Source organism: Lysobacter luteus, from assembly GCF_907164845.1.
Taxonomy (GTDB): domain Bacteria; phylum Pseudomonadota; class Gammaproteobacteria; order Xanthomonadales; family Xanthomonadaceae; genus Novilysobacter; species Novilysobacter luteus.
In genome coordinates this window covers 1,309,694-1,324,975 of the sequence record NZ_OU015430.1, presented here as the reverse complement: position 1 = coordinate 1,324,975, position 15,282 = coordinate 1,309,694, and the positions used below count along the sequence as shown (strand labels likewise).

The following is a 15,282-nucleotide window of genomic DNA, read 5'->3' as shown; positions in this document are numbered from 1 at the left end:
ACCATGCACCGGACCCCGACCTCCCGCCGCTGGCCCGCCGCCATCCGCAACCAGCTGGAACACTGGGTGATCGACGCCGATGACCACCTGGACGTCGCGTGGCGCCGGCTCGATGCCCGGCTGGGACGCGGCCAACCCCGCCACCTCGCCGCCTACCGCGGCTACGCCGACGAACGCGGCGCCGAGCTGTTCGGCCGCGTACTCGCCGAGAAGCCGCTGGGCGGACCGGAGGACGACGACACCTGGTGGGACAACCTGCTCAACACCTACCGCCGTTTCGAGAGCGACGAGGTCCCGGGTGTGGGCCTGCGGGCGCACTTCCGCGGCGCATCGGTGGATGCGGTCAGCGACCACGAGGGCTACTACACCGCGGCGCTCCCACTCGAGCCCTCCTCCGGCGCGGCCCCCGCCACCGACGCGCTTTGGGAGAACGCGACGGTAACCCTCGCCGACGGCACCCTGGCCACCGCACAGCCGGTAATGCAGGTCCGTGCCGACGCCGGCTTCGGGATCATCTCCGACATCGACGACACCGTGCTGCAGAGCTCCATCACCGACTGGAAGACCGCGGCGCAACTGACGTTCCTGCACAACGCCCGCACCCGCAAACCGCTGGAAGGCGTAGCTCAGCTGTACCAGGCCCTGCAGGAAGGCGCCGATCGCAGCGGCCGGCACCCGGTGTTCTACGTGTCGTCCTCGCCGTGGAACCTGTACGACCTGCTCGAGGACTTCATGGACCTCAACGCGATCCCCTGCGGGCCGATCTTCCTGCGTGACCTGGGCACCGACACCGGCAAGTTCATCAAGACCGAAGGCCACGGCCACAAGCTCGAGCGCGCCCGCACCCTGATCCAGCGCTTCCCGACCCTGCGCTGGGTGCTACTGGGCGACTCCGGCCAGGCCGACGCCGAGCTGTACGCAGAAGCCGCGCGCGAGTTCGGCGACCGCATCGCGGCCATCTACATCCGCGATGTCGACCCGGGCGCCGAGTCCCCGCTCGACCTAAAGGTGGACAGCTTCATCGAGAAGGTCGCCGGTACTTCCGTACCGATGCTGCGCAGTCGCGACAGCCTGGCCATTGCCGACCATGCAGCCGGGCTCGGCCTGATCGACCGCGCGCGCATCCCCGCGATCACCGCCGAGGTGCAGCGTGACCGCGCCCGACCGACCCCGGGCGAGGCGGCGACGGACGAGGCGGCGACGCAGGTCAAGGAGCAGGTGGAAGCCTCGGTCGACGCAGCGACGGGTGCCGGCAAGCCCGGCGGGTGACGCTCGGCTAAAATGGCGGGCTCCCACGCCTTGCCCCTCCCAGAATGTCCTCTGCCTTCGGCACCGAAACCGTGCTCGACGTCCGTCACTGGACGGACGACTACTTCAGCTTCACCACCACCCGCGACGACGGCTTCCGGTTCGACAACGGCCAGTTCGTCATGATCGGGCTGCCGGTGGAGCAGGCCGATGGAAGCACGCGCCCGCTCTTGCGCGCGTACTCCATCGCCAGCGCCAACTGGGAGGAGCAGCTGGAGTTCTTCAGCATCAAGGTGCCCGATGGCCCGCTCACCTCCCGCCTGCAGCACATCAAGCCGGGCGACCCGGTACTGGTCGGCCGCAAGCCCACCGGCACCCTGCTGATCCACGACCTCCACCCGGGCCGCAATCTGTACCTGCTGGGCACGGGCACCGGCTTCGCGCCGTGGCTGTCGGTCATCAAGGACCCGGAAACCTACGAGCGCTTCGAGCGTGTGATCCTGTGCCAGGGCGTGCGCCACGCCCGCGACCTTGCCTATCGCGACTATGTAGAGAAGGAACTGCCGCACCACGAGTTCCTCGGCGAGGTGATCGGCGACAAGCTGCGCTACTTCCCCGCCGTCACCCGCGAGGCTTTCACTTACGAGGGCCGCGACCATCGTGGCCGCATGACCGACATGATGGCGACCGGCCAGATGATGCAGCACCTCGGCATCGAGGCACTGGACCCGGAACACGACCGCGCGATGATCTGCGGCAGCCCGCAGATGCTGGCCGACTTCCGCGCGTTGCTCGACGGCCGCGGCTTCAGCGCGGCGCCCCGGATTGGCACACCGGGGCAATACGTGTTCGAGCGGGCCTTCGTCGAGAAGTAGGCACGCGCCGCGCCGTCAGCTACTCCAGCGGCCGCTGCGCCGCATCACACCCCACTGGTGTTTGCGGCGGGTGAACCACTGCCACATGCCGCGGATGCGCCACAGCGTATTGAACTGGCGGTAGCCAAGGTTTTCCAGCACGGCGACGGCGAACAGCGACAGCATGTCGCGCTTGCGGCCGTAGACCTTGAATGACAGCGTCTCCAGCAGCAGCCCGTTGACCGACAGCAGGATGCCCATGCCGATGGCGACCATCAGGAACACCATCAGCGCCGCCGGCGACACCACCCCGGTGACGAAACCGCCGATCATGAAACCGTAACCGGCCAGTTCGACCAGCGGACCGAACCACTCGAACAACGCCATGAACGGCCACGCCAGGTAACCGGCGGCACCACCGCGGCCGCCCAGCACCAGCCCGACGTGCATCGACAGGCTTTCGGCCAGCCCGCGCTGCCAGCGGCTGCGTTGGCGGCCGAGCGTGCCGTAGTCCTCCGGCGCCTCGGTCCAGCAGATCGGATCGGGCAGGTAGCGGATACGGTACGGGATGCGGCGCTCACGGTGATAGCGGTGCAGGCGGACGACCAGCTCCATGTCCTCGCCAACCGTATCGGTGCGGTAGCCGCCGGCATCGACCACGCGCTGGCGGTCGAACAAACCGAATGCACCGGAGATGATCAGCACGGCGTTGAGCGGCGACCAGCCCAGTCGGCCGAACAGGAACGCGCGAAGGTACTCGACGATCTGGAAGCGCGCGATCAGCGTGTCCGGCAAGCCGGCGCGCAGCAGGAACCCGCCCACCACCTCGGAGCCGTTGGCGATGCGCACCGTGCCGCCGGCGGCGACCGTGCGCTCGTCCTCAAGGAACGGCTGCACGACCCGCAACAGGCTGTCACGTTGCAGGATCGAATCGGCATCCACCGCGCAGAACAGCCGGTGCCGTGCGGCGTTGATGCCAGCGTTGAGGGCATCGGCCTTGCCTCCGTTCTCCTTGTCGATCACTCGCAGGTTGGGATGGCGACGCGACCGGTAGACCCCGCGCACGGGTTTGTGCGCGACGGTGCGGCGCAACGGCTGCGGGTACGGGACCAGTTCGAACGTCTCGATCAGCACATCCAGCGTGCGGTCGCGCGAGCCGTCGTTGATCACCACCAGTTCGAAATCGGGGTATTGCAACTGCAGCATCGATCGCACCGAGGTGCAGATCGTCGCCTCCTCGTTGTAGCCCGGCACCAGCAACGAGATCGCCGGCTCGATGCCAAGGTACGGCGCTTCGTCGCCAAGGTCGGCGCGCAGCGCCATGTAGCGGCGCAGGCTGATCATCGAGGTCAGGTTGAGCAGCAGGTAGCCGCCGTTGAGGGCGATGAAATAGCCAATGAAGCCCAGTTGCAGCCACCAGAGCACCGCGTTGCTCATGCCGGACGCTCCGCCAGCGCGCGCACCAGCGCGTCGCGGCCGTATCGGTCGTCCAGCGCGCGCGCGAGCGACTCCAGCGACTGACGCGAGGTGCCGGGCAGCGCGACCAGCGCATCGGCGGCCTCCTGCCGGACCCACCAGCTGGGATCGGCCAGCAGCGGTTGCAGCAACCCGGCATCGTCCGACGAGAAGTGGCGGCGCATCGCCCGCAGCGCGGCCAGCCGCAGGTCAGGGTGCGGGTCGCTGAGCAAGGCCTGCAGGAGCGACCGGTCACGCGGGTCGCCCAGTTCGCCAAGCACCCGGGTTGCGGACGTTCGCTGGACGATCGGGCGCTCGTCACCCAGGTTATCGCGGGCCCACGGCGCCACGCGCGCGGGTTCGGCCCAATCGATGATCGCGAACAGCCGCGATGTCGCATCGGCGGCCTGCGGCAGCAGCGGCAACAGCGCCTGGGTGACCGCCTCGCGGCCGGCACGCCGGCAGACGGTGGCCAGGCGCAGGATGGCCCAGTCGCGGCGGGTCGCCGCGATCGGCAGGATCCGCTGCATCGCGCGTGCGGGGGCGGCGGCGACCAGCGCTTCGGCGGCGGCGAGCGACAGGAACGGGTTGGCGTGCTCCACCAGCGCCACGATCGTGTCCCAATGGGCCTCATCGGCGAGGGAGCGCAACGTCGCCAGGCCGACCAGTTGCCGACGCACGCCACGACCGCGTACCAGCTCGATGGCACAACGGTCGATCCCCAGTTGCACGGCAAACTGGTTGAGCCGGTTACGGGCGTCGCCGCGCAGTTGCCGCTGGGTGCGGTTCCACAGCATCAGGAACCAGAGTTCCTGGCTCCCGGTCGGCGCCGCCGGCACTTCGCCCGGCTGCCCGGAAAGGCTGGCGAGGGCCAATATGGGCCGCCACGTTGCGGTGAAGGCTTTACGTTCCCGCTGCCGCCGCACGGCGAGCTGTGACAGCACCAGCACCTGGACCATGATCAGCACGGTCACGAGCGCCAGGCCGCAGGCCAGGTAAAACGCGGCCCGCAGCACCGGATCCGCCGGGAGGTCGTACCAGGCCGACATCAGCGCGTCCCGCCGCGGCGGGACTCCCGGTCCCGGCCGCGCGCGGCATCAGAACGCATGGCGTACCCCAAGCATCCACCAGCGGCGGTCGTACAAGTCCGACTGTGCGACATGCCCGCCCCCCCATTCCAGCGCCCAGGCCGGCGTCCACCAGTGGCGTCCGCGCAGGCCGATCGAGTCGATCTCGGTTGCAACGACGTCTCCGGGCAGCAGTGCATCTTCCTCGCCGGTGTCGAGCCGCAATCCCACCCAGCTGTCGTCGCCGTAATACCGGTCCAGGGCGAGCGCATGGCCGGGCAGCGAGCTTCCGTCGACGCGGGTCAAGTTGAAGGTGTAGCCAAAACGCCAGTTGCCGCGGTACACCTCGGTGCCGACCGCGAGGCGGTCGACGGTAGTGTCGCGGTAGCGGGTCCGCCGCAGGCCCGCCGAACCGACCAGGGTCGCCTCGCCTACTCGGGCCATCGGTCGTTCGACCCGCACATCGGCGAACCATTCGGGCTGGAAATGCGGATGCGGGAACGCGCCCACCTCGCCCTGCACGCTCCAGCCGTCGCCCACGCTGAGCGCACCGCGCAGTTCGGCGCCGCCGTCGACCTGGCCGAAGCGTGCTTCGCGCACCAGCGAGGCACCGACGCTCCAGTTGCCCGGCTGGTTCCGCGCGTAGTCGAGCCGCTGGGCGTTCCACGCCTGCAGGCCGTTGTCGGGTGATTCGCCGCGATGCGAGATAGTGATCGACTCGCGCGGGGTCGACGCCTGCATCTCCGTTTGCGCCTGCGCGTGTGCCATCGGCGCAGCCAGCGCCAGCAGAACCCGCAACGCACCCGTGGTACGGCTGGCTCGTGCGGCACAGGTGCTCAAGCTGGCCTCCGCAACAACCGGCGGATCCGCGCCAGCACTTCTTCGGGTTGGAAAGGCTTGGTCACGTAGTCATCGGCGCCCAGTTCGAGCGCGCGAACGATGTCTGCCTCGCGCGCCTTGGCCGACAACATCAGCACCGGCACGGACTGCCAGCCCGGGGTAGCGCGGAGCCGTTCGACGAGCTCTATTCCGTCGTGGTACGGCAGCATGATGTCCATCAACACAATTTCCGGCACTTCGCCGGCCAACCACTCCAGTGCCACCCGGCCATCCGCCGCGTGGTCGACCTGGTAACCGTTGCGCTCCAGCAGGAACCGCAGGATGAAGGCGATGTCCTCCTCGTCCTCCACCATCAGTAAGCGCCGGGTCTGTTCCGTCATGCCGTTCCTCCGTTCCTGCCTTGCGGCCACTCCGTGAGGTACCTGCTCACCAGCATGGCCAGTTCCGCGGCACGGTGGCGTGACTTCACCAGATGCCGCAGCACGATGTCATTGTCGTGCGTCGGGGTATCGCGCGCCGAGAAGATGATCACGTAGGTCGGCGGCCGCGCGTTGGACAGTTCGGCCAACAGGTCCGATCCGTCGCCATCGGGCAGCCCCAGGTCGAGGATCACCAGGCTGTAATGGCGCCGCGTGAGTTGCGCGCGCGCTTCGGCCAGCGAGGCCGCCGGGTACAGGTGCAGACGGTCGCCCTGCAACAATTTTGCCAGCAACGCGCGCAGGTCGGGATCGTCCTCGACATGCAGCACGCTGGGGACCTGGCGATCGCGCCCCAGCACACTGCGAACCGCTTCGACCACGCGCTCGGGCTGCATCGGCTTGCGCAACCAGTCGACCACGCCCAGCGCACCGCCTTCGATATCGGCGGCATCGCCGCTGGCCGTCAGGCTGGCCACCACCACCGGAAGGTGGCGGAAGCCCTTGCGGTCGCGGAGGACGCGCAGGAAACCGAGCCCGCCCTCGCCTTCACCGCCGACGGCAAGCACCAGCGCGTCGATATGTTGCTCTTCCAGCACCCGCCAGGCGAGCGCCGCACTGTCGGCTACCACGCAGTCGTAGCCGTGCTGGCGCAGTTGGGCGACCAGACCCTGCGCGCAGTCTTCCCGACGCTCGAACACCAGCACCCGGGCGTTCGCGCCGGATTCGGTCGCCGCGTCGATGTCACCGGCCGGATCATCGTGCTCGCCATCCGCAGCGATGACCGGGAGCCGGACGTGGAACCGGGTGCCCGTGCCGTCGGCGGTGATGAAGCCGATCTGGCCGCCGAACCGCTCGACAAGCGAGCGGGTGATCGCCAGCCCGAGTCCGGTGCCACCCCGGCGGCGGGCGTCGGAAGAATCGGCCTGGGCGAACCGCTCGAACACGCGTTGGCGGAATGATTCGGGGATGCCGGCGCCGTCGTCGGACACCGAGACCTCAACGCTGTCCCCTTGTCGCTGCACGCCCACACGCACTTCGCCACCGGCCGGTGAGTGTTTGATGGCATTGGACAGCAGGTTGTCCATCACCTGCGCAAACCGGTCCGGGTCCGTCTGCACCGTCGCGTCATCGCCATCCATGCGCCGTACGGTGATCCCGTACTCGCGTGCATAAGGCCCGATCTGCTCGAGCGCCAGGTCCACCAGCGGGCCGAGCTGCATCTGTCCGAGTTGCAACTCGATCCGTCCTGCATCCAGCTTCTCGATGTCGAGGATGTCGTTGATCAGGCGGACCAGTCGCTCGCCGTTGCGCAGGGCGATATCCAGCAGCGGCCGCGCTTCACCGGGGATCGCACCCGCGGTTCCGTCGCTCAACATCGACAGCGCGCCACGTATCGCAGTCAGCGGGGTCCGCAACTCATGGCTGACGGTCGAAATGAACTCCGTCTTCATCTGGGCGATCTGGTGCCGAACCGACACATCGACCGCGACAGTCACTACCTGTTGCCTACGACCGTCCGCGGTCTCCAGCAGCCGCTTGATCAACTGGAACCAGCGGATCACCCCATCGGGCCCGGTCACCGGAACCTCGCCACGTCGCAGCTCCTTGCGCGACGCCAACATCGCCTCGTCTCCGTCGAGCAGCGGTGCAAGCGCCTCGTGTATGCCGAGTTCGGTCGGCGAGCGACCTTCGATCTCGGCCGGCGACCTGCCCACGAAATCGGCGAAGGCGATATTGCACAAATCGATCCGGCCGATGCTGTCGCAGACGAAGATCAGGTTCTCGTCACTGTCGACAACTTGGCGCAGGAAGGCCTGCTGTTTCGCCAACCGGGCCTCCCCGGCCTCGGCCCGTTGCGCCGCCTCGTGCCTGGCACGCAGGTTGCGGTTGATCAGCAGTAATGTACCGAGCGAAACCAGCAGGATGACCAGCGCCCCGCCCCAGGCCAACAGGCGTCCGCGCTCGACCTGGTGGCGCACGGCCGCCGACTCTTCGCGCAGGTGGCGGCGCTCTTCGGCTTCCAGCCGGCCCAGCATGTCGCGCAGTCGATCCATCGCCCGCTTGCCGACCCCCGCCCTGTCGCGGAAGGGTCCCGCGCGATCGCGGTTGGCGACGTTGAGGGCGGCCGAGCCGATTCGCGCACCGATGTGGCGGTCCAGCTGGGCCAGCCATGGGCTCCAGGCCGGTGAACGCGCAAGCAGGATCTCGCCCAACCTTGCCCGCTGGCGAAGCAGTTTCTCGCGGCCGGTGTCGTAGGGCGCCAGGTATTCGGGCTCGCCGGTCAGCACGTAACCTCGCATGCCGGTCTCGATGTCCTGGAGGGAGGACAGGACGCCTTGGCCCACCGTGATGAGCTCGAAGTGATCGATGATCTCGTCGTTGGTTTCAAGCAGGGCGTCCTGGGTGCGCTTGCCCTGCCACGCGATTGTCGCGATCAGCAGCAGCACCAGCACGAACCCCAGGTTGTGCAACGTCGTCGTGGAAAGGCGCTTCATGCGTCCGCGGCTCCGGCGTCAGGCCTGCAAGACTACCCGGTGCACCGCCACGTGGCGGTGATGGATGCGCATCGGGGACCTGCCCGTGCTTGTACTCCTCTGTCAACGGGTTCCCCGACCGCACCGGCATCGCCACAATCGGCGGCTCGCTTCACCGTTCCCCAGCAGGCAGAACCGCAATGCCCGAATCCGCACCGAAAGCCGCCTCCGCCCTCGCGGAGAAGATCGCCCGCACCATCGCCGCGGAGATCGGCGCCAGGCCCGAGCAGGCCCGCGCCGCGATCGGCCTGCTCGACGAGGGCGCGACGGTGCCGTTCATCGCGCGCTACCGCAAGGAAGTCACCGGCGGCTTGGATGACACCCAGTTGCGCGACCTGGAGTCCCGCCTGACCTACCTGCGCGAGCTGGAAGACCGCCGCGCTGCAGTGCTGGCGAGCGTCGACGAACAGGGCAAGCTGACCGACGAGCTGCGCGCCGACATCGAGGCCGCCGACAGCAAGGCGAGGCTGGAAGACCTGTACCTGCCGTACAAGGTCAAGCGCCGGACCAAGGCGCAGATCGCGCGCGAGGCCGGGCTCGAGCCGCTGGCCGATGGACTGCTGGCCGATCCCTCCCTGACGCCGGAAGAGTTCGCCGCCGGTTTCGTCGACTCCGACAACGGCGTGGCCGATGCCAAGGCGGCGCTGGAGGGCGCCCGCGCGATCCTGATGGAGCGCTGGGGCGAGGACGCTGCGCTGGTCGGCAAGCTGCGCGAATGGCTGCAGGACGTCGGCCGCATCCACGCCCGCGTCGTCGATGGCAAGGAGATCGAGGGCGCCAAGTACCGCGACTACTTCGACCACGCCGAACCGCTGGCGAAGATCCCGTCGCACCGCCTGCTGGCGCTGTTCCGGGCGCGCCGCGAGGACATCGTGGTACTCGACCTGGAGCCCGGCGTCGACGCAGAGGCCGGCCATGCGCAGGCGATGGGCCGCGTTGCCCACCATGCCGGCATTCGCGATGCCGGCCGCCCCGCCGACGCCTGGTTGCTCAACGCCTGCCGGCTGGCGTGGAAGGCCAAGTTGCACCTGCACCTGCTGCTGGACCTGTTCGGCCAGGCCCGCGAGAAGGCCGAAGCCGAGGCGATCGCGGTGTTCGGCGACAACCTCAAGGATTTGCTGCTGGCCGCGCCGGCGGGACCGAAGGCGGTACTCGGGCTCGACCCGGGCCTGCGCACCGGGGTCAAGGTCGCGGTGGTCGACAGGACCGGCAAGCTGGTCGCCACCGACACGATCTTCCCGCACCAGCCGCGCAACCAGTGGGACGGCTCCCTGCACGTGTTGCGCAAGCTGTGCGCGCAACACGCGGTCGAGCTGATCGCGATCGGCAACGGCACCGCCAGCCGCGAGACCGACAAACTTGCCGGCGACCTGATCAAGCTCGCCCCCGAATTGAAGATGCAGAAGATCGTGGTCAGCGAGGCCGGCGCGTCGGTGTACTCGGCGTCGGAGTTCGCGGCGAAGGAGTTCCCGGATCTCGACGTGTCGCTGCGCGGCGCGGTGTCGATCGCGCGGCGCCTGCAGGACCCGTTGGCCGAGCTGGTCAAGATCGAGCCCAAGGCGATCGGCGTCGGCCAGTACCAGCACGATGTCGACGGTCACCGGCTGGCGCGCGCGCTCGACGCCCGGGTCGAGGACTGCGTCAACGCGGTCGGGGTCGACGTCAACACCGCGTCCGCCGCCCTGCTGGCCCGGGTCTCCGGGCTGTCGTCGACGGTGGCCGGCAACATCGTGGTCTACCGCGACGCCAACGGCGCATTCACCAGCCGCAAACAACTGCTGAAGGTGCCGCGGCTGGGCGACAAGGCGTTCGAACAGTGCGCCGGCTTCCTGCGTATCGCCAACGGCGAGCAGCCGCTGGATGCCTCATCCGTTCATCCGGAGGCGTACCCGGTGGTCGAGCGCATCGTGAGCGACTGCGGCCGCGAGGTGCGCCAGTTGATCGGCGACGCCGGCTTCCTGCGCGGCATTCGCCCGGAGCAGTACACCGACGACAAGTTCGGCGTGCCGACGATCCGCGACATCCTCAAGGAACTTGAAAAGCCCGGCCGCGACCCGCGCCCCGAGTTCAAGGCCGCGCGCTTCGCCGATGGCGTCGAGGAACTGAAGGACCTGCAGGTCGGGATGATCCTCGAAGGCGTGGTCAGCAACGTCGCCGCGTTTGGCGCGTTCGTCGACATCGGCGTGCACCAGGATGGCCTGGTCCACATCTCGGCGCTGGCCGACCGTTACGTCAAGGACCCCCGCGAGGTGGTCAAGGCCGGTGACGTGGTCAAGGTGAAAGTGCTCGAGGTGGACATCCCGCGCAAGCGGATCGCCCTGACCTGCCGGCTGGACGACAGCGCACCCGCGCCGCGCGGCGACCGGGCGGACCGCGGAACCCCGCCGCCACGCGGCTCGCATGATGGTGGCCGTGGCAATGCGCGCCGCCCCGATGCCCGCGCCATGTCGGCGCCTCCGGCCAACAACGCGCTGGCGGCGGCCTTCGCCAAGGCGAAGGGCAACACCTGACGACAACGACGCGCGCCGCGCCCGGATGAACGGACGCGGCGCGCGACAGGTCAGCGGGTCATCAGTGCGTGGCGGGCTGCGAGACCTGCTGCACCACTTCACCGGTGGTGCGGTCATGCCCGGCTAGGGCGATGTCGGCCTGCGACACGATGCCGCACACGGCGCCGGCGTCATCCACCACCACTACCCGGCGGATCTGGTTCTGCTCCATCGCCTGCGCGCAGTCGGCCAGCGAGGCGTTCTGCTGGATCGTCGTCACCGGCGAACTCATGCAGTCGGAGGCGCACGCGGACGCGGTGTCGCGGCCCTCGGCAACCATCCGCACCGCGATGTCGCGGTCGGTCACCACGCCCACCGGTCGGCCCGATTCGCGGCTGTCGACGACCGGGATCTCGCCGCAATCGTTCTCCACCATCATCCGCGCGACCTCGCGCAACGGAGTGTCACCGGTGCAGCAGGCGGGGTTGGCGGTCATCACGCTATTCAGGCTCGTGTTCATGGAAACTCCAACGTTCGGGGGAGACCCGTACCCTGCCCCGCTGGCGGTTGCCGAGGCGTGAACCGCGGGCCGCGACTTGGCCGCATCTGGCGGGTTTCCCTGTCGCGACCGCCCGCCCGCGCGCCCATGGCTTTCGTCATGGTGGCCGAAAACGCCGTTGCGGTAGGCTTCGGGTTCCCTTCGACCAGGTTCCTGCCCGATGAAGCATCCCCTCGCCCTGGCGCTCGCCATCGCCCTGACCACCAGCGTCGCCGCGTGCGCCCAGTCCGACGCCAACCCACAAGCCGACACCGCCGCCGTGACCGCAGACGCCAGCAATCCGTTCTTCACCGAAAGCCAGCTGCCGCTGCATTACCCGCGGTTCGACCAGATCAAGGACAGCCACTTCGGTCCGGCGTTCGACCGCGGCATGGCCGAGCACCTGAAGGAAGTCGAGGCGATCGCCAACAACCCGGAACCGGCGACGTTCGAGAACACGATCCTCCCGCTCGAGGAGTCCGGCGACATCCTGTCGCGCACCGCTTCGGTGTTCTTCAGCCTGGTTGGCGCCGACACCAATGACGCGCGCAAGGCGCTGCAGGCCGAGTACGCGCCGAAGCTGTCGGCCCACAGCGACGCCGTCTCGCTGAATCCGAAGCTGTTCGAGCGCATCGAGGCGCTGTACGAGAAGCGCAACGAGCTGGGCCTCGACGCCCAGGGCGTCCGCCTGGTCGAGCGCTACCACACCGATTTCGTCCGCGCCGGTGCCAAGCTGTCCGACGCCGACAAGACCCGCCTGAAGGAGATCAACGGCGAGCTGGCCAAGCTGGGCACGACCTTCAGCCAGAACGTGCTGGCCGAGGTGAACGACTCGGCGATCGTGGTCGACAGCGTCGAGCAGCTGGCAGGCCTGTCCGACCAGGCCATCACCGCCGCCGCAGAGGCCGCCAAGGCCCGTGGACTGGATGGCAAGTACGTCATCGCGCTGCAGAACACCACCGGCCAGCCCCCCAACACCTACCTCGAAGACCGCGCCCTGCGCGAGCGCCTGCACAAGGCGTCCGTCGCCCGTGGCAGCCGCGCCAACAAGTGGGACAACACCGGCATCGTCTCGGACGTGGTGAAGCTGCGCATCGAGAAGGCCAAGATGCTCGGCTACCCGACCTACGCCGCCTACGTGCTGGCCGATGAAACCGCACAGACCCCCGAGGCGGTCAACGCGATGCTCGCCCAGCTCGCCCCGGCCGCGGTCGCCAACGCCAAGCGCGAGGCCGCCAAGCTCCAGGCGATGATCGACAAGGAGCAGGCCGCCAAGGGCGAGCCGAGCTTCAAGCTCGAGCCGTGGGACTGGGCCTACTACGCCGAAAAGGTCCGCCAGGCCGAGTACGACTTCGACGAGAACCAGCTCAAGCCGTACTTCGAGATGAAGAACGTGCTGGAGAACGGCGTGTTCTACGCCGCCAACCAGCTCTACGGCCTCAGCTTCAAGCAGCGCACCGACCTGCCCGTCTACCACGAGGACGTCACCGTCTACGACGTGTTCGACAAGGACGGCAGCCAGCAGGCGATCTTCATCTTCGATCCGTACCAGCGCGAGTCCAAGCGCGGCGGCGCCTGGATGAACTCCTATGTCGACCAGTCCGCACTGACCGGCAACCTGCCGGTGGTGGCCAACCACCTCAACATCCCGGAGCCGGCGGAAGGCAAGCCGACGCTGATGACCTGGGACGAGGTGACCACCATGTTCCACGAGTTCGGCCACGCGCTGCACGGCCTGTTCTCGGACGTGAAGTACCCGTACTTCTCGGGCACCAGCGTGCCGCGTGACTTCGTGGAGTTCCCGTCGCAGGTCAACGAGATGTGGGCCGACTGGCCGAGCGTGCTGGCCAACTACGCCAAGCACCACGAGACCGGCGAGCCGATGCCGCAGGCCCTGCTCGACAAGGTCCTGGCCAGCGCCCAGTTCAACCAGGGCTTCGCCACCACCGAGTACCTCGGCGCGGCGATGCTTGACCAGAGCTGGCACCAGCTGTCGCTGGACCAGGTGCCGGACGCGGCGGGCGTGATGGCTTTCGAGGCCAAGGCGCTGGCCGCCAATGGCACCGACTTCGCACCCGTACCGCCGCGCTACAAGACCCCGTACTTCAGCCACATCATGGGTGGCTACGCGGCCGGTTACTACGCCTACATCTGGTCGGAGGTGCTGGACGCCAACACCGTGGCGTGGATCAAGGACAACGGCGGCCTGACCCGCGAGAACGGCGACCACTTCCGCGCGGCGCTGCTGTCGCAGGGTGGCAGCAAGGACGCGCTGCAGCTGTTCCGCGACTTCACCGGCCACGAGCCGCGCATCGAGCCGTTGCTCGAGCGCCGCGGGCTGAATGCCCCGGCGGCCGACGACGCGGCGGTGCCGGACGCGCCGAAGGCCCCGGCGCCGGAAGCGCCCAAGCCGAGCAACTGATCGGCCTGGCGTGAACCAAAACCGCCCGGAGCGATCCGGGCGGTTTTTTCATGGGCGCGCACGACGCAGACATGGGCCCTCGGCCGGAGCCGGGTTCAGTCCGCCGCGAAGGCGATGGTCGTCATCAGGGCGTTTTCGGCCTGGCGGGAGTCCAGGCGGGTGTGTTGCACCACGATCGGCACGTCCGACTCGATCACGCTCGCATACGGCACGTCCGGCGGGATCGTTTCGGGGTCGCGGAGCTCGTTGAAGCGCAGGTGTCGGGTGCGGCGGGGTTCGACTGTCAGCTTGTACGGACCTGCCGGGTCGCGGCCCTCGAAATAGACCGAGATCCGGACGCTGGCCACACGGTCGCTCGCGTTGAGGATGCAGCAGGTCTCGTGGCTGGACATCTGCGGTTCGGGGCCGTTGCTCCAGCCGGGGATGTAGCCCTCGGCGATCGCCCAGCGCTGACGGCCGATGGCGCCGGAACCGGGTGTGTCGCTCATGGGGTCGTTCCCTCCGTCGGCGCCCCCGCGGTGCGGTCGGTGGCGGGCGCCGCCGAGAACAGGTCGCGGAACCGCGGCGCCACGTTCGGCAGCAGCACGTCCGAGGGGATCTCGACCGACCGCGTACCGTCCGAGTACGGGCCCGCCTGGTAAGGCGCAAAGACGAACCTCAGCCCCGTGACGCGACCGGCGTCGTCCACCAGCGGTTCGAACTCCGAGAAGTTTTCGGCCTTTGGCGCCGTGCCGGCCTCGATCATGCGGCTGGTGTTCCGGACCAGGTCGCTGCGCTCGGCCGGTGACATGGCATCGGCATCCGCCCGCTGGGACAGCGCCGTGTGGAGCTGCTCGCGGGCGTGCTCGGAGATGGCCTTCCACCCCGCGTCCGTCGGTACCAGCTCCTGCGCGGTCAGGCGCTGCTGCGCCTGCGGCAACCACACGAAACGCTCCATGAGGGGCATGCCGTGGGCGCCGCCGGTGTACATGCTGCCATCGGCGGCGTAGGCGGCCAGTTCGGGGGTGTCGACCAGCTCGGTGAATGTCAGCGACAGGTCGTACAGCGTGGCGCCCTCGCTGCCTTCGCCGGCGGGCTCACCCTGCTTGCGGGCCTCGACCGCCTCCATCAGATCGGCGCGTGCGGTTTCTGCGTAGGCCTTCAGTTCCGCCGCCAGGCGCGGATACTTGGTGGCCGACTGCGGGTAGGTGATCCCGATGATGTAGTCGGCAGTCGCCTCCGAAACATCCTCCAGCTCCACCGGTTCGACCGGTGCCGGTGTGGCTCCGTCCTGCCCGTCGGCGGGTACGGCGCTGCGCTCGCTGCCGGCGTTCGTGCCCGCGGCATCCGGCCCGGCGGCACGATCGCAGGCCACACCCGCAACCAGCACCATCGCGATGCATGCGCTCTTCAGATTCCACTGCTTCATCGGTCGGC

Annotated in this window: 12 protein-coding genes; 4 read left to right on the top strand and 8 right to left on the bottom strand. The window is 68.6% G+C overall.

Annotated features, from left to right (window positions below):
- The first annotated feature begins 3 nt into the window (after positions 1–3).
- Both KOD61_RS06190 and KOD61_RS06185 read left to right on the top strand, forming a co-directional pair.
- Positions 4–1,269, top strand: a complete 1,266-nt coding sequence (locus KOD61_RS06190) for an App1 family protein (RefSeq protein ID WP_215220161.1) — start codon at positions 4–6, stop codon at positions 1,267–1,269.
- A 44-nt stretch (positions 1,270–1,313) separates the two neighbouring features.
- The gene (locus KOD61_RS06185) at positions 1,314–2,123 is read left to right on the top strand and encodes a ferredoxin--NADP reductase (protein ID WP_215220160.1); all 810 of its coding nucleotides are present in this window, start codon (positions 1,314–1,316) and stop codon (positions 2,121–2,123) included.
- Positions 2,124–2,138: 15 nt separating this feature from the next.
- Here the strand turns inward: KOD61_RS06185 and KOD61_RS06180 are convergent, their stop codons facing one another.
- From KOD61_RS06180 to KOD61_RS06160, 5 genes are read right to left on the bottom strand one after another with little or no spacing between them, the layout of a single operon-like run.
- Positions 2,139–3,539, bottom strand: coding sequence for a glycosyltransferase family 2 protein (locus KOD61_RS06180; protein ID WP_215220159.1), 1,401 nt, complete (start codon positions 3,537–3,539; stop codon positions 2,139–2,141).
- Complete coding sequence (locus tag KOD61_RS06175) at positions 3,536–4,606, bottom strand: HEAT repeat domain-containing protein (RefSeq protein WP_215220158.1); 1,071 nt, start codon at positions 4,604–4,606, stop codon at positions 3,536–3,538. The genes KOD61_RS06180 and KOD61_RS06175 overlap by 4 nt, the downstream gene beginning before the upstream one ends.
- A 48-nt stretch (positions 4,607–4,654) precedes the next feature.
- On the bottom strand, positions 4,655–5,464 hold the full coding sequence (locus KOD61_RS06170) for a YaiO family outer membrane beta-barrel protein (RefSeq protein ID WP_215220157.1): 810 nt from the start codon (positions 5,462–5,464) through the stop codon (positions 4,655–4,657).
- Complete coding sequence (locus tag KOD61_RS06165; RefSeq protein WP_215220156.1) at positions 5,461–5,844, bottom strand: response regulator transcription factor; 384 nt, start codon at positions 5,842–5,844, stop codon at positions 5,461–5,463. The genes KOD61_RS06170 and KOD61_RS06165 overlap by 4 nt, the downstream gene beginning before the upstream one ends.
- Entirely contained in the window at positions 5,841–8,378 is a 2,538-nt protein-coding gene (locus tag KOD61_RS06160) for an ATP-binding protein (protein ID WP_215220155.1), read from the bottom strand. The genes KOD61_RS06165 and KOD61_RS06160 overlap by 4 nt, the downstream gene beginning before the upstream one ends.
- A 179-nt stretch (positions 8,379–8,557) precedes the next feature.
- Here KOD61_RS06160 and KOD61_RS06155 point away from each other — a divergent pair, with 179 nt between their 5' ends.
- On the top strand, positions 8,558–10,927 hold the full coding sequence (locus KOD61_RS06155; protein WP_215220154.1) for a Tex family protein: 2,370 nt from the start codon (positions 8,558–8,560) through the stop codon (positions 10,925–10,927).
- 61 nt (positions 10,928–10,988) lie between these two features.
- Here KOD61_RS06155 and KOD61_RS06150 read toward each other — a convergent pair whose 3' ends face one another.
- Entirely contained in the window at positions 10,989–11,426 is a 438-nt protein-coding gene (locus KOD61_RS06150) for a CBS domain-containing protein (RefSeq protein WP_215220153.1), read from the bottom strand.
- A 199-nt stretch (positions 11,427–11,625) separates the two neighbouring features.
- On the opposite strand from KOD61_RS06150, the gene KOD61_RS06145 reads away from it, so the two are divergent.
- Positions 11,626–13,866, top strand: a complete 2,241-nt coding sequence (locus tag KOD61_RS06145) for a M3 family metallopeptidase (RefSeq protein ID WP_215220152.1) — start codon at positions 11,626–11,628, stop codon at positions 13,864–13,866.
- 95 nt (positions 13,867–13,961) lie between these two features.
- Here KOD61_RS06145 and KOD61_RS06140 read toward each other — a convergent pair whose 3' ends face one another.
- Together KOD61_RS06140 and KOD61_RS06135 are read right to left on the bottom strand one after the other, a co-directional pair.
- The gene (locus KOD61_RS06140) at positions 13,962–14,354 is read right to left on the bottom strand and encodes a sensory rhodopsin transducer (protein ID WP_215220151.1); all 393 of its coding nucleotides are present in this window, start codon (positions 14,352–14,354) and stop codon (positions 13,962–13,964) included.
- On the bottom strand, positions 14,351–15,274 hold the full coding sequence (locus KOD61_RS06135) for a DUF3298 and DUF4163 domain-containing protein (protein WP_215220150.1): 924 nt from the start codon (positions 15,272–15,274) through the stop codon (positions 14,351–14,353). Before KOD61_RS06135 ends, KOD61_RS06140 begins: the two co-directional genes overlap by 4 nt.
- Positions 15,275–15,282 lie beyond the last annotated feature (8 nt).